Genomic DNA, 20,663 nt, shown 5'->3' with positions numbered 1-20,663 from the left:
ATATAGTACAATAAAATATTTTAGATAAAGGAGATGATACTTTTATGGCATGGGACTTGGATAATGACCGCCCTATCTATTTGCAAATCATGGAAAGAATTTCCCACGATATTATTTCCGGCACTTACCACGCAGGTGATAAACTACCTTCTGTACGTGATTTAGCGCTTGAAGCGGCTGTAAATCCCAACACAATGCAAAAAGCACTATCAGAATTGGAAAGGCAAGGACTCGTATATTCACAACGAACAAGCGGACGTTTTATTACGGAGGATACAAAGATGTTAAATAAATTAAAATCCGATATGGCAGAAGAGCATATTCGCGAATTTTTAGAGAAAATGAAACATTTAGGTTTTCCAAAAGAAGAAATTTTAACACTAATCGAACAGACTATGAAGGAGGAAAATTAAATGAAACCTATAGTAGAGTGTCGCTCACTCACCAAAAAATACGGTAATTTCTATGCATTAAACAATCTAAATCTTACACTGGAAAAAGGGCAGATTATCGGTCTTTTAGGACCAAACGGAAGCGGCAAAACAACTTTAATCAAACTATTGAACGGGTTACTTACATTGACTTCCGGAGAAATTTATATTAACGGTGAACCTCTCGGTATTGAAACAAAGAGAATTGTATCTTATCTTCCTGAGAGAACTTATTTAAACGCTCACCGAAAAGTTAAAGATATTATTTCCTACTTTGCAGATTTCTACGATAACTTTGACTCCGAAAGAGCGTACCGTATGTTAAAACATTTGGAAATCAATCCTGAAGCAAGACTCAAATCTCTTTCTAAAGGGACAAAAGAAAAAGTACAACTTATTCTTGTTATGAGCAGAGATGCCGATTTATATATTTTAGACGAGCCAATCGGCGCTGTTGACCCTGCTGCAAGAGATTACATTTTAAATACCATTCTTACAAATTATAATGAGAACGCTACTATTTTATTGTCTACCCACTTAATTCATGATATTGAAAATATTCTCGACAGAGTTATCTTTATTCAAAACGGACATATTATCACTAATTCAACAGTAGATGAAATCCGAATGGAAAAGAAACAGTCTGTAGATGCATTATTTAGGGAGGTGTTCAAATGTTAACAAAACTAATTAAATATGACTTAAAATCTCTTGCTCGTATATTAATACCAACAAATCTTTTTCTGCTTGTTTATGCTTTTGTAGCACGATTGGTAATTACTTCAGAATTATATAACTCTCTTCCGAACTATGTTATCGGACTTGGAGTAACAACATATATTATTCTCCTCGTACTTATCAATTATATAACTCTGTTTGCAGTTATCTACCGTTTTTACAAAAACCTTTTTACTGATGAGGGATATTTAACATTGACATTGCCGGTAACACCTTCACAACATTTACTCGCAAAAACAATCAGTGGGACATTTTGGATTGTTTTAAGTTATTTTGTTCTCACTGCGTCCATTTTGATGATTGTTCTTGTACCGGAGATAACAAAAAATTCGGATATGATTATGAATGAAATGTCAAAAGCTATGGAAATGCCTGCCACTTTATTCTTTACTTCAACTTTCTTAGTTGGATTAATCTCCTGCTTTTTTGCATTGCCATTCTATTATGTCTGTATTGCACTTGGACAACTATTCAGCAAACATCGTATACTGGCAGCTGTCGTACTTTTTTTCACTATATCCAGCATAGTGGGAGTGTTAAGTCTTGTCGTATTGTTTATAGCAGGAGCATTTCCTCTTATCTTTGGACCAGCCTCTGAATTTTCAGAAATTGGAAATGTTTCACATTTACTTATAACCTCCTATACAGTCAGTTGCATTATCGTAATTATTCAGGCTATTGTTTCATACATTGCAACACTATATGTAATGAAGAAAAAAATTAATTTAGAATAAGCAAAACCCCTTGCACACCCAAAAGTGCAAGGGGTTTTATTTTATTATTTCTGAGCAAGTTCATACATTGCCGTAGCAACAATCTGGAATGATTTCATCAATTTATCAATATCTGCATATTCATTTGGCTGATGAATCACATCATCATCTCCTGGGAAGATAGGTCCAAATGCTACCATGTTTTCAAATGCTTTCGCATATGTACCACCACCGATTGCAATCGGTTCTTCTTCACTTCCTGTATATTCACGATATACACCCATTAACTTCTGTACTAGTTCAGATTCTTTAGACACATATAACATTTTTCCTGTCTGTTCTACTTCAGCCTCTAAACCGTATTCTTTTGCTGCATTTTTGATTGTTTCTGTCATTTTTGCATCATCTGCATGATTTGGATAACGAACATCTAATGTAAAGAATAATTTATCCTCTGTACAATCTACAACACCGAAACATACTGAAGTTTCTCCTGTTTCTTCATCATTAGTATATACACCTAATGTTTCTCCTTTTGTTTCCATGTTGATTTTATCTAATACAAAATCAATCATTCTCTGCAAATCTCCGCCTAAATCAATTCCATTTTCTTTCAGCGCAGTAAATAGCTGAATTGCCGCATTTCTTCCTAAATGAGGAAGGCTTCCATGTGCTCCCATTCCCGAAGACACGATTACTGTATTTCCATTTTCTTTTGTAACAGAAATATTTTCTGATGCTGGGAAATCAAAATCACCTTCTACCACCATTGTACATTTTGGTGTAACAACGTTTTTCGCTGTACCGCCTTTAACAGAAAGCACTTTAACTGTTGACGGATTTTCAACCTGTTTTGTTACTTCCCAGAAAATCTGTCCTTTTTCACAGAAAATTACAGGATATTCTGCATCCGGAGTAAATCCAATCGTTGGTTTTTCTCCTCCTACTTTAATATAATGCTGTACACATGAAGAACCATTTTCTTCATCTGTTCCAATCATTACACGGATTCTTCTATCAATCGGAAGTCCCAAATCTCTAATGGCTTTCATTGCATAAATTGCTCCAATTGTTGGTCCTTTATCATCCAACACTCCACGACCAAACATTTTACCGTCATGTACTTCACAACCAAGTGGATCGTAATCCCAGCCTTCTCCTAAAGGTACAATATCAACGTGTCCTAAAACACCTACCATTTCTTCACCTTCGCCGTATTCAATCCAACCTACTCTGTTATCAACGTTACCTGTCTTGAATCCTAACTTTTCTCCAAGTGCAAGCAAGTGATCCAGTGCAGCCTTTGGTCCTTCACCGTAAGGTGCATTTTCCTTCGCCTCACTTTTCACACTTTCAATCGCAACACTTTCACGGATAGATGTGAAAATATCCTCTTTCAACTCCAGCATTCTTTCATCAAGTTTTTCATTTCTCATGTTGTTATGCCCTCTCCTCCTGTTTAATTAATTATCTTTAGTTTATACCGAATATCATAATAAAGCAAGTATTCTTTCATTTATTTTCATAAAAATTAACAACGTTTTGTCTTTTTCATATACATGAAAAGGATTTTTATGTTTCACCATAAAAATCCTTTTAGAGCACTTAATACTATGAAAAAATAATCTATTCCAGATACACATCTAGGCGGATTCGAACCGCCGCTCATGCCTCCGGAGGGCATTGCTCTATCCCCTGAGCTATAGATGTATATTCGCATTTGGTTTATCCCCAAATGCTTTATCAGTTTAACACATTTTATTTCAAAAGTAAAGAATCAACTCATCATCTTCTCTTTAATGTTATAGAAATAAATCCGGTTCGACAAAACCTCCTCTTCTTCTACCTGTGTTTCATTTATCTCCATTACCATCTCTTCTATTTCCGCCTTTTTGGGTGCTTTACTCTCAGGAACAATTATTACCTCATGAACGCTACTCGGTATAATGTAATAATTTTCTTTCAGTTCCGCTCCGATCAAATCAGGTACATTATCATACGCAATACAAACCGCTCCAAAATTTCTCATTTCATTACTAAGTACGTACATAGTGTCATCCTCCGTATCCAACAAATCCATTCCGAGCATTTCGGCAATAACGTCTTTCATTCGGCGTAATTCAGCCGGAAATTGTTTTTGCACATTTTCCCTCGCCACCTGAAACAATTCCATTTCCCCGATTTCCCACATTTTCAACTGTGTAAATTTCACCGGCATTGTAGCAATTCCACGGTCACTTAATTCAATTAATACATAGCAGACTATCGCTAAATCAAAAAATGGAATATATGGAGTATCTTTAAGAAATTCTTTGTTCTTTTCCCTATTAATGAGTTTGCACAATACATTCTTTCTTATTTTATCAAACTCCCGCAGATTATCTACTTCATACCTTTTTGAAAATCTGGCACTTTCATACACTTCTAAAATATCATGAACAATCTTATGCAAATCTTTTCCTTCTTGAAACTCTTTATACGCCTCCTCCAAATAAATAGCAGGTGAGATATTAATTCCTTCCTCCTGAAAAACAAGTCCTCTCCTTTCTTTATCGTTATTTTTTAATGCAATGTGAACATCTATTTTCACGTTTCCGTCTACATTACATTCCACTTCTTCCTTTACGGCTGCAATAAATTGACAATATGTCATCCCTTTTCCTCCTTGCAGTCCATCTTTAATTATTTTACTATGGCGAATGCGATGCGAATTGCATCTTGGATTTGAATAAATAGAATATTATGTAGTCTTATTATAGAGGAAGATGAGATTTTTTGCAATACTTGAATTTTTTACTCGCATTCTTTTTCCATCTTCGCTATAATACATACTGTACGACATAAATAAGGGAGGTAATCGAATGAGATGTTCACATTGCGGTTCAGAAATGAAAATCAAAAATGTAAAAGTAGATACGGATATTTACGGCAATCCAATCTACAATAAATACGCTTACTGTTACAATTGTAAAATAAAAAGAAACTTGGGACAGCAAAAGACAATAGCAAAACGTTCCAACAGAAGTTCATCGTATCGGGCAAAAAAACAAAGAAAAACTAAAATTTTAATTGCTATTTTACTTATTATACTGATTCTTATCGGTATCTGCGCTTTCTTCTTTATCAAACATTTCAACCAATCTCATGCACAGAACGAAAATATAGGCAGCACAATGGTCGGAAAAAACAAAATTTCATCTAACGCACTGGAACAACTGGAAACCGGTATGACTTACAGCGAGATAAAAGATATTATCGGAAATGAAGGCAATAAACTTTTACAAGTTAGTTCTGATGAGCGTTCCGCAACGCGTTATCAATGGACAACTAAAAATGGGGAAGGAACTGTTCTCCTTTCTTTTGAAGACGAAAAACTTATCAGTATTTCCCAAACAGGCATGAAATCAAATGCATCCGTTTCTCTTTCAGAACATATGAAAAAAGAATTAAAATTTGATATGAGTTACGATGAGATTGTTGAACTTCTCGGAGAAAAAGGAGTACTTTTATCCGAAACATTGCAAGACGGATTCACAAACAAATTATATATGTGGGAAGACTCCAATTCAAAAAAATCTTTTTCCGCTGTTTTTGTGGACGATAAACTTCGCTCTTACAACTTTAATGATAAAAAACTAAATAAATAAAAACAGGAGGGACATGATTAAAGCCATATCCCTCCTGTTTTTTACTATACTCTTGATAAGTATTCTCCTGTACGTGTATCAATTTTAAGAACATCTCCCTGTTCTACAAATAACGGTACATATACAACTGCTCCTGTTTCAACTGTAGCAGGTTTTGTAGCACCCTGCGCTGTATCACCTTTAAATCCAGGTTCTGTATCTGTAATCTGAAGTTCTACAAATAATGGTGGTTCTACTGCGAATACGTTTCCATTATGTGAACAGATTTTAACCATTTCATTTTCTTTTACAAATTTAAGTGCATCACCGATTGTTTCTTCGTTTAACGCAATCTGATCATATGTTTCTACATCCATGAAGTGATATAATTCACCGTCTGTATATAAATACTGCATATCTTTTCTTTCAATATGTGCTTTAGGGAATTTTTCAGTTGGTCTGAATGTTTTTTCAACAATTCCTCCACTGATAATATTTTTTAATTTTGTTCTTACGAACGCTGCACCTTTTCCAGGTTTTACGTGTTGAAATTCTAAAATCTGATAAATGTTCCCTTCAATTTCAAGAGTAACACCATTTCTAAAATCTCCTGCTGAAATCATTATAATCCTCCTTAATAGTATGTCTAAGACATATTCCATTTCTTTTTACTGCATATAATTTTATAATAGTTTTTATAGTTTTTCAACCTTTTTTTGCTTTTTACGCTCTTTCTTATAGAAATACAGTACGATTTTTTCCAAATATCGCTTTAATACAATCTGTATTTCTTCTTTTGGATGAATCGGTTTCACTAAAATATTTCTAATTCCGGTACGTTTTGCACCATACACATCAGTAAAAAGTTGGTCGCCGATAAAAATTGTACTTTGCAAATTTGTCCCCATGATTTCCATTGCTTTTTTATAATTTTTTGTGGAAGGTTTATGGGCATCATAAATGTAATTCACACCTATTTCTTCATTAAACATCTTTACCCTGCCTTCTTTATTATTTGACAAAAGAGAGCACTGAAAACCAATTTCTTTCAGACGGATAAACAATTTTTTTGCCCTGTCATCAGCCGGCGCTCCGTGAGGCACAAGCGTATTATCTATATCAAATATAAGTCCTCTGTATCCTTCTTTATACAAATCCTCAAACGGAATAATGTATGTGGACGCTTTATAATCATCCGGAAAAAACTTCTTAAACATTTCTACATCCTTTTCTCTTTCTTTATTAATGATAGTATTTCTTCCCGTTCCGGCATGGAACAGATTGCTCCTTTTTTTGTTGTAACCAATGCCGCAGCACTATTTGCAAAAACAAGTATCTCGCGAAGTTTCTCCTCCGTGAGTGTATCTAATCCATATTGTAATACATAATGTATAATATTTCCACAAAATGTATCGCCCGCACCGGTTGTATCTGTCACCCGAACGTTGTATCCTTTTTCTTCAACACGCCACCCCTTATAGTATGCCCTACTCCCATCTTTGCCCAGCGTCAGAAAAATAAGCGGTATTCCATACTTTTCCTGCAAAATACAGATTCCTTCATCATAATCCTCCTTTTCTGATATGAACCGCAATTCATTATCAGAAATTTTCAGCACATCACACTTTGAGAAACCATACTTCATCTGCTCTTTTGCCTCTTCCAAAGATTTCCATAAAGGCGGGCGTAAATTAGGATCAAATGTAATAAGAATCCCATTTTTCTTTGCCAGTTCCACCGCCTTTTTTGTCGCCTTTCTAATTCCCTCATGCGTCATGGAAAGCGTTCCAAAGTGAAACACTTGTGCCTGACGAATATATTCTTCGGAAATCTCTTCCTCTGTCAGCATCATATCCGCACCCGGATTTCTATAAAAAGAAAAGTCCCTGTCGCCATCCGGAAGTGTGTGAACAAAAGCAAGTGTCGTATGCACAGTTGTATCTTCATATAAATGAGAAGTATCAATCCCTAAGTCACTCAATGTATTCCTCAACTGCTCACCGAAAGAATCCCTTCCTACTTTACCTAAAAACGAAGTTTTCCTCCCTAATTTACTCAGCATTGCAAGTACATTACACGGTGCTCCGCCGGGGCAAGCCTCAAAAATAGCATTTCCTCTTTCATTCTCCCCATTCATCGTAAAATCAACAAGTAACTCGCCCATTGCAATTACATCATATGTTTTCATTGATTTACCTTCTCTCCACCCACTTATTAGCGCAGTACATTTCCAACATCTTGTTTAAACCGCTCCCACGCCTTTTCATCTTCTACAAAATATTTAGGGCAATTCTTCCCTGTAATATCATAGTGACGTATTACATCTTTTTCTGTCAGGTCAAATTTTTTACATAACCATGCAGTTAATTGTACCATAGATTTATATGTTTGCCGAGTATATTTTCCATCAGATTTTTTATGACAGGTTTCAATAGAAATCGTATCCTCATTGCGCGTATTAGATGCATACGCTTCCTCCCATGTAGGTACGCACTGTACAATTTCCCCTTCTATTCCCACAACAAAATGACTGCTTGCCTTCGTCTGATGACTATCTTTTAATCCTTCAAAATAGTTTCTATTCTGCATTGCCGTTGAACCGGGATTGGCTGTATAGTGAATTACAATCCCCTTTATTCTCTTTGTCTTTGTTTCAGGTCTTGAATACGGATTCGGTGTAATCAACTGTACATCTATATCCGGCTTACTTTTATCAATCTCCGCACCGTTTTCCTCCGTATATTTTGCCTCGCTGCCGAATACTCCAAAATGAAATATTTTCATCATACTTAATGCCATAAGAATAAAAGACATAAGCACAATTCCCACTCGGGTATATAACTGTACTCTTCTTTTCTTTCTCCGTTTTGTCATTCGTTTCTTCTTCATCTTTTGTAACTCCATTTGTTTTTACTGATTGTCATTCTAGCATACTTTTATCCGTTTTTCGTAAAAACTTACTTACAAATTTCTTAAGATTATTCTGATATTTTCTCCGCATAACACAAAAGAATGGAACGTATCTTATACGCTCCATTCCCTCTGCTATTTTTATTCGTCTACACTGTAGTTTGGCGCTTCTTTTGTAATGTGGATGTCATGAGGATGACTTTCTTTTAAAGATGCTGCTGAAATTTTAACGAATTTTCCTGTTTCTTTCAATGTTTCAATTGTAGGTGCTCCACAGTATCCCATACCTGCACGAAGTCCACCCATTAACTGAAATACAGTATCTTCTACAGTTCCTTTATAAGCTACACGTCCTTCAACACCTTCCGGAACTAATTTCTTCGCATCTGCTTGGAAGTAACGGTCTTTACTTCCGTTTTCCATTGCCGAGATAGAACCCATTCCACGATATACTTTATATTTTCTTCCCTGGAATAATTCAAATGTTCCCGGGCTTTCATCACAACCTGCAAAAATACTTCCCATCATACATACGTTAGCACCTGCTGCGATTGCTTTTGTCATATCTCCTGAGTATTTAATACCACCATCTGCAATAATTGGAATATTATATTCTTTTGCTACTTCGTAGCAATCCATAATTGCGGAAATCTGTGGTACACCGATACCTGCAACAACACGAGTTGTACAGATAGATCCAGGTCCGATACCAACTTTAACAGCGTCAACTCCTGCTTCAATTAAGGCTCTTGTCGCTTCTCCTGTTGCCACATTTCCTGCAATCACCTGCAATTCAGGATATTTTTCTTTTACCATTCTTACTGTTTTTAATACGTTTGCTGAATGTCCGTGTGCAGAATCCATAACAACAACGTCTACCTGTGCTTTTACAAGGGCATCTACACGTTCCAGACAGTTTGCTGTAATTCCTACTGCAGCACCACATAACAAACGGCCTTTTGCATCTTTTGCTGATAATGGATATTTAATCTGTTTTTCAATATCTTTGATTGTGATTAATCCTTTTAAATTAAAATCTTTATCTACAATTGGAAGTTTTTCTTTTCTTGCTTTTGCTAAAATCTGTTTTGCTTCTTCTAAAGTGATTCCTTCCGGTGCAGTAATCAACCCTTCTGAAGTCATTGATTCTTTGATTTTCTTTGTAAAATCTTCTTCAAATTTTAAATCACGGTTTGTAATAATTCCAACTAATTTTTTTCCTTCTGTAATCGGCACACCTGAAATACGGAATTTAGCCATTAATTCATTAGCATCCGCAAGTGTGTGTTCAGGTGATAAATAGAATGGGTCTGTGATTACACCGTTTTCCGAACGTTTTACCTTATCCACTTCATCTGCCTGTGCTTCAATTGACATATTCTTATGAATAATACCAATTCCACCCTGTCTTGCCATTGCAATAGCCATGCGGTGTTCTGTAACCGTGTCCATTCCCGCACTCATCATTGGTATATTCAATTGAATGCTGTTTGTTAAATTAGTTGTCAAATCCACTTGGTTTGGAATAACCTCTGAGTATGCAGGTACTAAAAGCACATCATCAAATGTAATTCCTTCTCCAATAATTTTTCCCATGATTTTCCTTCCTCTCTTTCGTTTCTTGTTGCATTGTTACTTTCTGTTTTAAATATTAATAAGTACTACTTATTATATATCTTTTTTTATAAGGTAACGTTATATTACATAAAACTTTCCGTTCTGTCAAGACTAAATAATGACTTTTCTTGATGCGAGCGTTTTAAACCCATTTAAAATCGTATCGTTTGGTTCAAAAATCACTTTTATCTTTTGTCCTTTTTGAGAAACAATCAATTCATACGTCTTGCTTCCTTCTGCCATACTGCTATAATTGTATGTCTTCTCTGCCTGTACAAGACGAAGTTCACTTGACCCTGTTGGAGCAAGAAGTTCCAATTCTTCCAAATTAGTAGAAAAAACTTTCTTTCTCTTTGAACGAGCAATAATTTTATCTACGTCCAATTCTCCGTTCACGAATAAATATTCATACTCCAAATCCATATTTCTAAATAAAAATATGTCTGCTGCAATCAGTGCCGCCGTCAGAATAAATGCAAACGGAGTTTTCAGCAAAAGTATGAGCGATAACAACGTAAGAATAATCAATCCTGCTTTTGCAAACATCACTTTCCCTGTTGTTCTTCGTTTTACCAACTGTTCTGTGTAAAAATCATTCATATCTTTCCTCCATATTCTGATGTTCTTATTATTGTATCACATATGAATAAAAAATGTCTACCTCAGATAAAAATATCTAAGGTAGACTTATATACCGGAATGTATCTTTATTCGATTACATCATACCCATTCCACCTGCTCCTGCCGGCATTGCCGGAGCATCTTCTTTAATATTTGCAACAACAGATTCCGTTGTTAATAATGTAGATGCTACACTTGTCGCATTCTGTAATGCACTTCTTGTAACTTTTGCCGGATCAAGAATACCCGCTTCAACCATATCTACATATTCTTCGTTATAAGCATCAAATCCGATACCGATCTGACTTTCTTTTACTTTGTTAATAATTACGGAGCCTTCCAACCCTGCGTTTGCAGAAATATGGAATAGTGGTGCTTCTAATGCTTTCAAAATAATATTCGCACCTGTTTTTTCATCACCTTCAAGAGTTTCTGCAAGTTTCGCAACTTTCTTAGAGGCATGAATGTACGCAGAACCGCCTCCTGCTACAATTCCTTCTTCCACAGCTGCTCTGGCTGCTGAAAGTGCATCTTCCATACGAAGTTTTGCTTCTTTCATCTCTGTTTCTGTCGCTGCACCTACACGGATAACCGCAACTCCTCCTGCTAGTTTTGCAAGTCTTTCCTGTAATTTTTCTTTATCAAATTCAGACGTTGTTTCCTCAATCTGCGCTTTAATCTGTGCTACACGGGCATCAATCGCATTTTTATCCCCCAATCCGTCTACGATCACTGTATTTTCTTTCTGTACTTTTACGGATTTGGCACGTCCTAACTGGTCTAAAGTTGTTTCTTTTAAGTCTAATCCGAGTTCCTCAGAGATAACCTGACCACCTGTTAAAACAGCAAGATCTTCTAACATCGCTTTTCTTCTGTCACCATATCCCGGTGCTTTCACTGCTACAACATTAAATGTTCCACGTAATTTATTTACGATTAATGTTGTAAGTGCTTCTCCTTCAATATCTTCTGCAACAATTAAAAGTCTTGCTCCTGACTGAACAATCTGCTCTAATAATGGAAGAAGTTCTTGAATGTTAGAAATTTTCTTATCTGTAATCAAGATATATGGGTCTTCTAAGTTTGCTTCCATTTTTTCCATATCTGTTGCCATATATGCTGAAATGTAGCCTCTGTCAAACTGCATACCTTCTACAAGGTCTAACTCTGTTTTCATTGTTTTTGATTCTTCGATTGTAATAACACCGTCATTTGAAACTTTTTCCATTGCATCCGCTACCATAGCACCTACTTCTGTATCTCCTGCTGAGATTGATGCTACATTTGCAATTCTGTCTTTACTCTCTACTTTACTGCTCATAGATGCGATTGCTTCTACAGCAACTTCTGTCGCTTTTTTCATTCCTTTTCTAAGAACGATTGGATTTGCTCCTGCAGCAAGGTTTTTAATTCCTTCGTGAACCATTGCCTGTGCAAGAACTGTAGCTGTTGTTGTTCCGTCACCTGCTACATCGTTTGTTTTCGCAGCAACTTCTTTAATTAACTGTGCTCCCATATTCTCAAAAGCATCTTCCAATTCAATTTCTTTTGCAATTGTCACACCGTCATTTGTAATTAATGGTGCTCCGAAAGACTTATCAAGTACAACATTTCTTCCTTTCGGTCCTAATGTTACTCTTACTGTATTTGCCAACTGATTTACTCCTGATTCTAATGCTGCTCTCGCTTCTGCTCCGTATTTAATTTCCTTTGCCATTTCTATCAACCTCCTAAGAAATCTTCAATACTATTTAATCACTGCTAAAATATCATTCTGTCTTACTACGATATATTCTTCATCATCTAATTCTACTTCTGTTCCTGAATATTTAGAATAGATTACTTTATCTCCTACTGCAACCTGCATAACTACTTCTTTGCCATCTACAGTTCCGCCAGGTCCTACTGCAACAACTTCTGCCTGCTGAGGTTTTTCTTTTGTCTGTCCCGGTAAAACAATACCTGATTTTGTTGTTTCCTCTGCTATTAACTGTTTTAATACAACTCTGTCTCCTAATGGTACTAATTTCATGTCAATTCCTCCTTGAATACTGATTTCATGTTATTAGCACTCAATCAAAGCGAGTGCTAAATCGCTCTAGTAATAAAATATCACTCTGTTTCTTCTTTGTCAACATACTTTATATTTATTTTATAAAATCCCTTTTCCACTCGAAAACGCATGATTCTTTCATCCTGATTCACATATCTTTCTACAATGCGTCCTTCACATTTAATTCCTACACTGCCACGATAGATAACACACTCATAAATACCGTCTAATGATATGTCCACAAGTTTTTCATCTCTCAAAATCAAATATATGCTCTCTTCTTCTTTGTCATACCTCATAACATCACAATGATATGTTTTGTCATCCATAAGATCCTCTGCCAAAAGGCTCTTTTTCATTTTAAGTTTTGCTTTTGATATTTCCATAGTGACTGTTCCTTTCTTCCCATGTATTAAACAAGGGTATCAGTCATTTTCCTGATACCCTCATCTCTTACACTATCTGCTTCTGTTCTTTCTGATTCTGTCTAATTCTTCAAACACATAATCGTTAATAACTTTGATGTAAGTTCCCTTCATGCCTGATGAACGGGATTCAATTACTCCGGCACTTTCAAATTTTCTCAAGGCATTTACAATTACACTTCTGGTAATACCTACACGGTCTGCAATCTTACTTGCTACCAAAATTCCCTCTGTTCCTTCCAGTTCATCAAAAATATGAACAATTGCTTCTAATTCTGAAAATGATAACGTGCTTATTGCCGATTTTACAATCTGTTCTTTTCTTGTTTCAGCCGCACTTTCTTCATTTACAGAACGAAGCATTTCAAGACCTACAACTGTAGTTCCATACTCACTTAAAATAATATCATCAATTTCATACAAGGCATCTTTCTTGTACATAAATAATGTACCAAGTCTTTCTCCTGCCGTGTTAATCGGAGTTATCATTGCCTGATACCCCTGTACAACTTCCGGAGTGAAACCTAAAGTCTGTAAATTTACATTTTCTTTTGTAGATAAAATGTTTAATAATCTGTCATTTAAAAGTGAATCAATATACGCTCCAACTTCTTCCTGTACAAGTTCATTGATAGGTGCTACCTTATCACATTCACTCACACCTAACACTTTTCCCTTTTTACTGATTACAAGCACTGTGGAATCCAAAATTTCTGTCAACACTTCACAAATATCATTAAATACAACTTTGCTGGAATCGTTGTTATGAAGCAGTTTATTAATTTTTCTTGTCTTGTCTAATAATTGAACACTCATATTTCTTTCCTCCGTATCTTTTTGCTATTATCAACTGTTTCATATGTTTTCGCATATAAACTTCAAAACATTCTATTACTTTTTCATATTATCATACAATTCTAGTTTTTTCAAGAAATTTTCATATTCAATTATTTGTTATTTATTTTTTATCTGTGATATACCCGCACTCCTTGTCACCACATAGTAATTTATTACCTTTTTCCACCATGTAACCATTACATTTTGGACATTTTTCTTTGGAAGGCTTCTGCCATGACATAAAATCACATTCCGGATTATCTTCACAGCCATAATATTTTCTTCCTTTTTTTGTTTTTCTAAGTACAATATCTTTTCCACATTTTGGACAAGATACGCCTATTTTCTCTAAATAAGGTTTCGTATTTCTGCATTCAGGAAATCCCGGACAGGCTAGAAATCGTCCGTGCGGTCCATATTTGATAACCATATTTCTTCCACATTCTTCACAGATAACGTCTGTCACTTCATCTTCTATCTTAACACTTTCCAATTCTTTTTCCGCTTTTTCAACTGCCTCTTCTAAATCCGGATAAAAGTTTCGAATAACAGATTTCCACTCTACTACCCCTTCCTCAACTCTGTCTAAAAGGCCTTCCATATTGGCAGTAAAGTTCACATCCACAATACTTGGGAAAGATGTTTTCATCATATTGTTGACAACCTCACCAATTTCCGTTAAATACAGGTTTTTCTGCTCTTTTGATACATAGCGTCGCGCAATAATTGTAGAAATCGTCGGAGCATAAGTACTCGGACGCCCAATTCCAAGTTCTTCCAAAATTTTTACAAGTGATGCCTCCGTATAATGTGCCGGTGGTTGTGTAAAATGCTGTTTTGTTTCAATATCTGATTTTGTCAGTTTCGTATCTGTTGTTATGCTTTTTACAAGAACGTTATTTTCTGTTTTTTCCTCATCTGATTCGATATAAACAGAACGGAAGCCTTCAAAAACAACTTTAGATGCAGACACATTAAACCTATATTCCCCTGCCCCGATTTTTACAGAAGTCGTTTCGTATTTTGCAGGCTTCATTCTGCTTGCTACAAAACGCTTCCAAATCAACTGATACAGGCGGAACTGTTCTCTTGATAAAGATTCTTTCAGTGATGCAGGTGTTCTTGTCACATCTGTCGGACGAATCGCCTCGTGAGCATCCTGAATTTTCTTTCCTGTTTCTTTCTTCGGTTCTGCCTCAGACACAAAATTCTCACCATACACATCTTGTATATATGCTCGAACACTACTCTCCGCTTCATCAGAAACTCTTGTTGAGTCCGTACGAAGATATGTGATAATACCGACAGTTCCCTGCCCCTTTATATCAATCCCTTCATATAACTGCTGTGCAATTCTCATTGTCTTCTGTGTAGCAAAATTCAATGCTTTTGACGCTTCCTGCTGCAATGTACTTGTCGTAAATGGAAGCGGCGCTTTTTTCAAACGTTCGCTTTTCTTTACTTCCGCCACCTTATATTCTTCATTTTCTATCTGTTCAAGAATACTGTCTAATTCTTCTTTAGAACGAATTGTTATCTTCTGTTTATCTGTTCCATAAAATTTTGCTATAAGAGGACGTTTTTCTCCCTCAACTTTAAGCACTGTGTCAATTGTCCAATACTCTTCCGGAATAAATGCATCAATTTCCTCTTCTCTGTCCGCAATAATTCTAAGCGCCACAGACTGTACTCGTCCTGCACTCAATCCCCTCTTCACTTTCGCCCAAAGAAGAGGACTAATTCTGTAACCTACAATTCTGTCTAATGCCCTTCTTGCCTGCTGAGCATCAACCAAGTCCATATTGATTTCCCTCGCCTCTTTAATGGCTGATTTTACTGCATTCTTTGTAATTTCATTGAAACTGATACGATATACTTTCTTTCCTTCCAATTTCAAAGCCACATATAAATGCCATGCAATTGCCTCTCCTTCGCGGTCAGGGTCAGTTGCAAGATATACTTTATCTGCTTTTTTTACTTCCTTTCGTAAACTGGCAAGAATCTCTCCTTTTCCTCTGATTGTAATATATTTCGGTTCAAAGTCATTCTCCACGTCAATCCCGAACTGACTTTTCGGAAAGTCCCTCACATGACCATTTGATGCCATTACCACATAACTGCTTCCCAAAAATTTCTTTATCGTCTTTACTTTTGCCGGTGATTCTACAATCACAAGATTTCGTGCCATAATTATATTCCTCCAAAATCAATTAGTTTTTCTGTCTAATTGTTTTTCACATAATAATTTTTTGATATTTCTCTTATATATCCCTGCATTTCTAAAGATACCAGTTGATTTATCAACTGTGGAATCTCCATTTTTGTTTCTATCATTAACTGATTTACATTCTTTGGATACAAATCAAGGCAACTATACACCATATTTTCCTCTGTTTCAAGACTTATTTTACTTTTTAATTTCTTTTTCACATCTTCCTTTGTCGAAATCCGCAGTTCATCCAACAGATCCTGCGGGGACAAAAGTATCCCCGCTCCCTGTCTGATAAGCATATTACATCCCTTACTCAACTCACTGTTCACAGGTCCCGGAAGAGCATATACATCTTTTCCCATATCCAGAGCAATATCTGCCGTAATCAGTGACCCGCTCTTTTCTTTCGCCTCTATAACAATAACAACATCCGCCAAGGCACTGATAATTCTGTTTCTCGCAGGAAAATTTCTCGAAAGCGGGGACATTCCCAGTGGTTGTTCTGAAATCACTCCTCCCTTTTCCTGCAAGTCCTCATATAATCCTATATGTTCTCTCGGATAACATATATCCACACCGGATCCAAGCACACCGTAAGAACATCCTCCCACATTTAACGCTCCTCTCTGTCCTGCTCCATCTACCCCTCTTGCCATACCGCTTATTATCTCAATATTATTCTCAGCTAGTTTTTCCGCAAAGCGAATCGCCATACTCTCTCCGTAAGGGCTGCATTTTCTTGCACCTACTATGGCTACCTTTAACGTATCTTCTCTTATAGGTTTACCTTTCATATAAATGGCATAGGGCGGATTTTCCAAATCATTTAGCATAGATGGATATTTCTCTTGAAAAAAAGGAAGAAATTGCACATTCTTCTCCTTTAATACCGAATATTCCTTTTCTATTTTCCATTCATCTATACTTTTTCTTACACACTCATCAATCCCCTCCTCCACATACTTTTTCCGCTCACTTTCTTCCATATAATAAAATTCTTCTGCAGACTGTATCTTTTCTCTTATCTCTCTTTTATTTCTCGCCGTCAAGCCTTTTATATTGGCAAACCAATATTCATATTTCTCTTCCTGCTGCATTTTATCTCCTTTTATCAAACATTCTATATCCTACCGCTTCACGCAAATGACAAAGTTGTATTTTTTCTTCCTCCGCTAAATCCGCTATCGTCCTTGCTACTTTTAATACTTTATGGTACGTTCTTGCCGTTAATTCCATCTGCTCAAATATTTGTCCCATAAATTGTTTTTCCTTCTGCTCCAGTTCACAATATACTGCCACTTCTGTAGACGATAATTCAGCATTTGTCTTTGTATGTCCATATCGCTTATACTGTCTTTCCCTTGCCTTGCATACTCTTTTTCGTATTGTTGCTGAAGATTCTTCCTCTTTTCCACCTTCTAAATCTTCATACTGTACTTTTGACACTTCTATAGACAGGTCAAATCTATCCAGAAATGGCTGACTGAAATGATTGTAGTATTGCTGAATCTGTGCAGAGGTACAGGTACATTTATTCAAATCCGGATAATTTCCACACGGACATGGATTACATGAACCTACAAGCATAAAGTTACTGGGAAAAACATACACTCCCGATTTTCTCGATAGGCGGACTACCCTCTCTTCCATCGGCTGTCGAAGTGCATCTAAAACCTGTTTTTGAAACTGATCCAACTCATCCAAAAAGAGTACTCCGTGATTCGCCATACTGATTTCTCCGGGCATAGCTATATTCCCTCCGCCGATTAACGACGCCTTTGTCGATGTATGGTGGGGCGAGCGAAACGGTCTTTCTCTGATAATTGGATTTTCCTCATCAATCATTCCGAGAATACTGTAAATCTTCGTGACCTCAATACACTCTTCCTCTGTCATCGGCGGACAGATTGTCGAAATTCTACTGGCAATCATCGTTTTTCCAATCCCCGCTGAACCGATAAATAAAATATTGTGATTTCCCGCAACTGCTATTTCTGTCGCCCTTTTTAACATTGCCTGTCCCCGAACTTCTGCAAAATCCCCTTCCTGTTTTTCCTGCTTTTTAGGTAACTGTTTCTTCTCCTCAGATAATTGAATTTCACCATTTAGATAACCGATTGTTTCTTTAAGAGTTCTGACACCATACACCCGTACCCCTTCTATAATACTACCTTCCAAACCATTTCCTTTCGGCACGATACAAGCCTTATACCCCTGCTGTTTTGCTTCTATTATAATAGGTAAAACTCCTGCTACTTTACGGACTTTACCGTCTAACCCCAGTTCACCGATAAAAAGAGTGTTTTTTAATTTTTTGTCGGAAACATATCCAAGAGATGCTAAAACAGAAACAGCGATTGGTAAATCAAAAGCAGAACCTTTCTTTCGCACATCCGCCGGAGATAAGTTAATGATAATTTTTTTCGGAGGCAACAAAAACCCTGAATTATGAATAGCTGTTCTCACTCTTTCTCCAGCCTCCTTCACTTCCGATGACAGATACCCCACCATATGAAACAAGGGCAGTCCGTTGCTTACGTCTGCTTCTACATGAATGCATTTTACTTCTAGCCCATGTATAGCCGCAGACAACACTGTACTATACAATTACATTCTCTCCTTTCATTCTATTGTCTAAATTATTGAAAACTTGGCTGAAACGCCTGATGATTAAGAAAACAGATTGTTTTCTGAATGTGTTTATCATAGCACATTTTTTCTTTATATACAATAAAAAGTTTCCCGACAAACATTGTCTGTGGGAAACTTTCTCTTTTATTTTAGAAAAGATGTATTTATTTCTTTGTTCTCTAATTTCAGTGTTCCTGACTGATAAGAAAAAACACATTTATTTGTACATTTTCCCGTATCTGTTTTATTTACATGGAAAAAGTAAAATACTTTCTGTCGGTACTGATATTCGTATTCCGATTCTACCGTCACTACAATATAATCCGGATTTTCTTCTGACGGTCTTATCTTTATCTGATTATTTTTTAATTGAAGATAACGAAACTCTTTTTCGCCTGTTATATTTTTCGTTACATTTTCATATTCTTTACGAATTTCACCTTGTGCATACTGTGCAGCCGTATCTAAAATATCTTTTCCATACTGCATTGTGACCTGCACCGGTTTACCTTTTTCAAATCGGACTAAATCCTCATACTTCTCCATATTTTCCTTTTCCAGTGCAATGTAATGTACACCGCGGAAAATATTTGGAACTTCATAGAAATCAATATTTCCTTCTGTTTTCTTTTGATAAGACTTATCTAATATCACTTTATCCAAAGAAACTTTCGTATCTTTCGGCACTTCCAGATGCACAACATCCTCAACAAACTGTTGACGACCATCTACATACCATTCACCCTTCTGCCTCACCATAGAAACAAGCGCCTTTTTATTTTCCTGTTTATCTCGATAAGAAACCTCAAACTGCCGATAATCTTTTCTGCTGTTTCCAACCTCTTTCACATCGCCAATATTAACCTGAAATGTTCTTGTATCATTACTCAATTCTTGAACAGAAACAAACATTTTCTTATTCAAAAATGTATTATCATCTTTTGGAAAATAGAGATATTCGTATACTTCATTCCAATTCCCCTGCAATACATTTCTCATATATTCTTTAGCAACCTTCTTTGTATCATTTAATTTAAAATATGTTCCCAAAACAACACAAAGCAAAATAAATACACAGATAAATTCTGCTATAATCAGTTTTTTCCCATTTATCTTTGTCTTTTTTGATTCCTCTTCTAATTTCTCAAAAATATCCTCGTCCTCATTCCACTCTTCGTACATCTCTTCACCTCTATTCCTCTTCTTCTGTTACGTCCGGTGTAACTGCCACTGACTCCATTGACTGAATCAACTGAATATTTGCTTTTTCCACTTCACTTAAAATCGAATCATAGTACGCATCAAATTCAGATGATTCTATCGTTCCACTATACCAACTCTTACTTTCAAAATACATTTTCATCTTTTCATCTTCAAATTTTCTTCCGTGTCTGGCAAGAATCTCATTTCTCGCAATTTGTAGTTCCTCTACCGTATAACCTGTCAGTTCATCCATTGTCAATGCACGAGTGTAACTATCCTCAATAATATAATCTCTCGTCTGGTTCGGTTCCTGCGTTTCTGCCTTGTCTTTTGATCCAATGGTAATATCTGTACCTTTCTTCTCTACAGTTGTATTCTTGGCAGATTCCATATTTTTCCGATCAATTTCTTTCGCTTCTTCCTGAGTCAGAATCGGCGTTTCTTCTTTAACCTGTTTCTTTTGATTTAGTAATAAAACTCCTTCCGTTACAAACAGAATACAAATACTCGCCGCTAACATTATCTCTATCGCACGTATTTTTTTGCTCTTCTTTTCTTTCGTCATAGTATCCCCCTGCTTTTCCTATTTCTCTTCTAATATACCATTATTTTGCCTTTCACACCACCATTTTATTTTTGGAAAGGC

Annotated in this window: 21 protein-coding genes and 1 tRNA gene; 4 read left to right on the top strand and 18 right to left on the bottom strand. The window is 36.1% G+C overall.

What is annotated here, in order from left to right; genetic code table 11:
- The first annotated feature begins 44 nt into the window (after nt 1-44).
- Genes ACYPXO_RS04965 through ACYPXO_RS04955 form a run of 3 tightly spaced genes read left to right on the top strand, consistent with a single transcriptional unit; the run spans nt 45 to nt 1,903 of the window.
- On the top strand, nt 45-413 hold the full coding sequence (locus ACYPXO_RS04965; RefSeq protein WP_459639545.1) for a GntR family transcriptional regulator: 369 nt from the start codon (nt 45-47) through the stop codon (nt 411-413).
- Nucleotides 414-1,112, top strand: a complete 699-nt coding sequence (locus ACYPXO_RS04960) for an ABC transporter ATP-binding protein (protein WP_459639544.1) — start codon at nt 414-416, stop codon at nt 1,110-1,112.
- Nucleotides 1,106-1,903 carry a hypothetical protein gene (locus ACYPXO_RS04955; protein WP_459639543.1) on the top strand — a complete coding sequence of 266 codons (798 nt, stop codon included), beginning with the start codon at nt 1,106-1,108 and terminating at the stop codon, nt 1,901-1,903. Before ACYPXO_RS04960 ends, ACYPXO_RS04955 begins: the two co-directional genes overlap by 7 nt.
- Nucleotides 1,904-1,947: 44 nt before the next feature.
- Here ACYPXO_RS04955 and pepV read toward each other — a convergent pair whose 3' ends face one another.
- The 3 genes from pepV to ACYPXO_RS04940 form a co-directional block, all read right to left on the bottom strand.
- Nucleotides 1,948-3,318: a dipeptidase PepV gene (gene pepV, locus ACYPXO_RS04950; RefSeq protein ID WP_459639542.1), complete on the bottom strand. Its 1,371-nt coding sequence runs from the start codon at nt 3,316-3,318 to the stop codon at nt 1,948-1,950.
- A 202-nt stretch (nt 3,319-3,520) separates the two neighbouring features.
- Nucleotides 3,521-3,592, bottom strand: a tRNA-Arg gene (locus ACYPXO_RS04945).
- Between the two features lie 67 nt (nt 3,593-3,659).
- Nucleotides 3,660-4,535: a DUF5688 family protein gene (locus tag ACYPXO_RS04940; RefSeq protein WP_459639541.1), complete on the bottom strand. Its 876-nt coding sequence runs from the start codon at nt 4,533-4,535 to the stop codon at nt 3,660-3,662.
- Nucleotides 4,536-4,743: 208 nt separating this feature from the next.
- Between ACYPXO_RS04940 and ACYPXO_RS04935 the strand changes: the two genes are divergently transcribed.
- On the top strand, nt 4,744-5,529 hold the full coding sequence (locus tag ACYPXO_RS04935; RefSeq protein ID WP_459639540.1) for a hypothetical protein: 786 nt from the start codon (nt 4,744-4,746) through the stop codon (nt 5,527-5,529).
- Nucleotides 5,530-5,573: 44 nt separating this feature from the next.
- Here the strand turns inward: ACYPXO_RS04935 and efp are convergent, their stop codons facing one another.
- From efp to ACYPXO_RS04860, 15 genes are all read right to left on the bottom strand, one after another.
- Nucleotides 5,574-6,131, bottom strand: coding sequence for an elongation factor P (gene efp, locus ACYPXO_RS04930; RefSeq protein WP_459639539.1), 558 nt, complete (start codon nt 6,129-6,131; stop codon nt 5,574-5,576).
- A gap of 72 nt (nt 6,132-6,203) precedes the next feature.
- Nucleotides 6,204-6,725: a YqeG family HAD IIIA-type phosphatase gene (locus ACYPXO_RS04925; RefSeq protein WP_459639538.1), complete on the bottom strand. Its 522-nt coding sequence runs from the start codon at nt 6,723-6,725 to the stop codon at nt 6,204-6,206.
- Nucleotides 6,726-6,727: 2 nt separating this feature from the next.
- Complete coding sequence (locus ACYPXO_RS04920; RefSeq protein WP_459639537.1) at nt 6,728-7,696, bottom strand: carbohydrate kinase family protein; 969 nt, start codon at nt 7,694-7,696, stop codon at nt 6,728-6,730.
- Between the two features lie 26 nt (nt 7,697-7,722).
- Nucleotides 7,723-8,397: a peptidoglycan recognition protein family protein gene (locus tag ACYPXO_RS04915; protein WP_459639536.1), complete on the bottom strand. Its 675-nt coding sequence runs from the start codon at nt 8,395-8,397 to the stop codon at nt 7,723-7,725.
- 162 nt (nt 8,398-8,559) lie between these two features.
- Complete coding sequence (guaB, locus tag ACYPXO_RS04910) at nt 8,560-10,014, bottom strand: IMP dehydrogenase (RefSeq protein ID WP_459639535.1); 1,455 nt, start codon at nt 10,012-10,014, stop codon at nt 8,560-8,562.
- A gap of 132 nt (nt 10,015-10,146) precedes the next feature.
- On the bottom strand, nt 10,147-10,635 hold the full coding sequence (locus ACYPXO_RS04905) for a DUF6106 family protein (protein ID WP_459639534.1): 489 nt from the start codon (nt 10,633-10,635) through the stop codon (nt 10,147-10,149).
- Nucleotides 10,636-10,750: 115 nt separating this feature from the next.
- Entirely contained in the window at nt 10,751-12,373 is a 1,623-nt protein-coding gene (gene groL, locus ACYPXO_RS04900) for a chaperonin GroEL (protein ID WP_459639533.1), read from the bottom strand.
- Nucleotides 12,374-12,403: 30 nt separating this feature from the next.
- A complete protein-coding gene (locus ACYPXO_RS04895) occupies nt 12,404-12,688 on the bottom strand; it encodes a co-chaperone GroES (protein ID WP_459639532.1) in 285 nt (94 codons plus the stop codon).
- 80 nt (nt 12,689-12,768) lie between these two features.
- Nucleotides 12,769-13,095: a hypothetical protein gene (locus ACYPXO_RS04890; RefSeq protein ID WP_459639531.1), complete on the bottom strand. Its 327-nt coding sequence runs from the start codon at nt 13,093-13,095 to the stop codon at nt 12,769-12,771.
- A gap of 72 nt (nt 13,096-13,167) precedes the next feature.
- Entirely contained in the window at nt 13,168-13,950 is a 783-nt protein-coding gene (codY, locus tag ACYPXO_RS04885) for a GTP-sensing pleiotropic transcriptional regulator CodY (protein WP_459639530.1), read from the bottom strand.
- A 142-nt stretch (nt 13,951-14,092) separates the two neighbouring features.
- Nucleotides 14,093-16,159, bottom strand: coding sequence for a type I DNA topoisomerase (gene topA, locus ACYPXO_RS04880; RefSeq protein ID WP_459639529.1), 2,067 nt, complete (start codon nt 16,157-16,159; stop codon nt 14,093-14,095).
- 35 nt (nt 16,160-16,194) lie between these two features.
- Complete coding sequence (gene dprA / locus ACYPXO_RS04875) at nt 16,195-17,280, bottom strand: DNA-processing protein DprA (protein ID WP_459639528.1); 1,086 nt, start codon at nt 17,278-17,280, stop codon at nt 16,195-16,197.
- Nucleotide 17,281: 1 nt separating this feature from the next.
- Entirely contained in the window at nt 17,282-18,790 is a 1,509-nt protein-coding gene (locus ACYPXO_RS04870; RefSeq protein ID WP_459639527.1) for a YifB family Mg chelatase-like AAA ATPase, read from the bottom strand.
- Nucleotides 18,791-18,958: 168 nt separating this feature from the next.
- Entirely contained in the window at nt 18,959-19,996 is a 1,038-nt protein-coding gene (locus ACYPXO_RS04865) for a hypothetical protein (protein ID WP_459639526.1), read from the bottom strand.
- A gap of 10 nt (nt 19,997-20,006) precedes the next feature.
- Entirely contained in the window at nt 20,007-20,582 is a 576-nt protein-coding gene (locus tag ACYPXO_RS04860; protein WP_459639525.1) for a YARHG domain-containing protein, read from the bottom strand.
- Nucleotides 20,583-20,663 lie beyond the last annotated feature (81 nt).

The organism is Faecalimonas canis (assembly GCF_054601575.1).
Note: the sequence above shows the minus strand (reverse complement) of the source record. Positions and strands in the feature narration are given on the sequence as shown.

Excerpts from the sequence above, each read along its gene's own strand:
- ACYPXO_RS04965 (WP_459639545.1), top strand. The coding sequence starts at position 45 with ATGGCATGGGACTTGGATAATGACCGCCCTATCTATTTGCAAATCATG.
- ACYPXO_RS04960 (WP_459639544.1), top strand. The coding sequence starts at position 414 with ATGAAACCTATAGTAGAGTGTCGCTCACTCACCAAAAAATACGGTAAT.
- ACYPXO_RS04955 (WP_459639543.1), top strand. The coding sequence starts at position 1,106 with ATGTTAACAAAACTAATTAAATATGACTTAAAATCTCTTGCTCGTATA.
- pepV (WP_459639542.1), bottom strand. The coding sequence starts at position 3,318 with ATGAGAAATGAAAAACTTGATGAAAGAATGCTGGAGTTGAAAGAGGAT.
- ACYPXO_RS04940 (WP_459639541.1), bottom strand. The coding sequence starts at position 4,535 with ATGACATATTGTCAATTTATTGCAGCCGTAAAGGAAGAAGTGGAATGT.
- ACYPXO_RS04935 (WP_459639540.1), top strand. The coding sequence starts at position 4,744 with ATGAGATGTTCACATTGCGGTTCAGAAATGAAAATCAAAAATGTAAAA.
- efp (WP_459639539.1), bottom strand. The coding sequence starts at position 6,131 with ATGATTTCAGCAGGAGATTTTAGAAATGGTGTTACTCTTGAAATTGAA.
- ACYPXO_RS04925 (WP_459639538.1), bottom strand. The coding sequence starts at position 6,725 with ATGTTTAAGAAGTTTTTTCCGGATGATTATAAAGCGTCCACATACATT.
- ACYPXO_RS04920 (WP_459639537.1), bottom strand. The coding sequence starts at position 7,696 with ATGAAAACATATGATGTAATTGCAATGGGCGAGTTACTTGTTGATTTT.
- ACYPXO_RS04915 (WP_459639536.1), bottom strand. The coding sequence starts at position 8,397 with ATGAAGAAGAAACGAATGACAAAACGGAGAAAGAAAAGAAGAGTACAG.
- guaB (WP_459639535.1), bottom strand. The coding sequence starts at position 10,014 with ATGGGAAAAATTATTGGAGAAGGAATTACATTTGATGATGTGCTTTTA.
- ACYPXO_RS04905 (WP_459639534.1), bottom strand. The coding sequence starts at position 10,635 with ATGAATGATTTTTACACAGAACAGTTGGTAAAACGAAGAACAACAGGG.
- groL (WP_459639533.1), bottom strand. The coding sequence starts at position 12,373 with ATGGCAAAGGAAATTAAATACGGAGCAGAAGCGAGAGCAGCATTAGAA.
- ACYPXO_RS04895 (WP_459639532.1), bottom strand. The coding sequence starts at position 12,688 with ATGAAATTAGTACCATTAGGAGACAGAGTTGTATTAAAACAGTTAATA.
- ACYPXO_RS04890 (WP_459639531.1), bottom strand. The coding sequence starts at position 13,095 with ATGGAAATATCAAAAGCAAAACTTAAAATGAAAAAGAGCCTTTTGGCA.
- codY (WP_459639530.1), bottom strand. The coding sequence starts at position 13,950 with ATGAGTGTTCAATTATTAGACAAGACAAGAAAAATTAATAAACTGCTT.
- topA (WP_459639529.1), bottom strand. The coding sequence starts at position 16,159 with ATGGCACGAAATCTTGTGATTGTAGAATCACCGGCAAAAGTAAAGACG.
- dprA (WP_459639528.1), bottom strand. The coding sequence starts at position 17,280 with ATGCAGCAGGAAGAGAAATATGAATATTGGTTTGCCAATATAAAAGGC.
- ACYPXO_RS04865 (WP_459639526.1), bottom strand. The coding sequence starts at position 19,996 with ATGTACGAAGAGTGGAATGAGGACGAGGATATTTTTGAGAAATTAGAA.
- ACYPXO_RS04860 (WP_459639525.1), bottom strand. The coding sequence starts at position 20,582 with ATGACGAAAGAAAAGAAGAGCAAAAAAATACGTGCGATAGAGATAATG.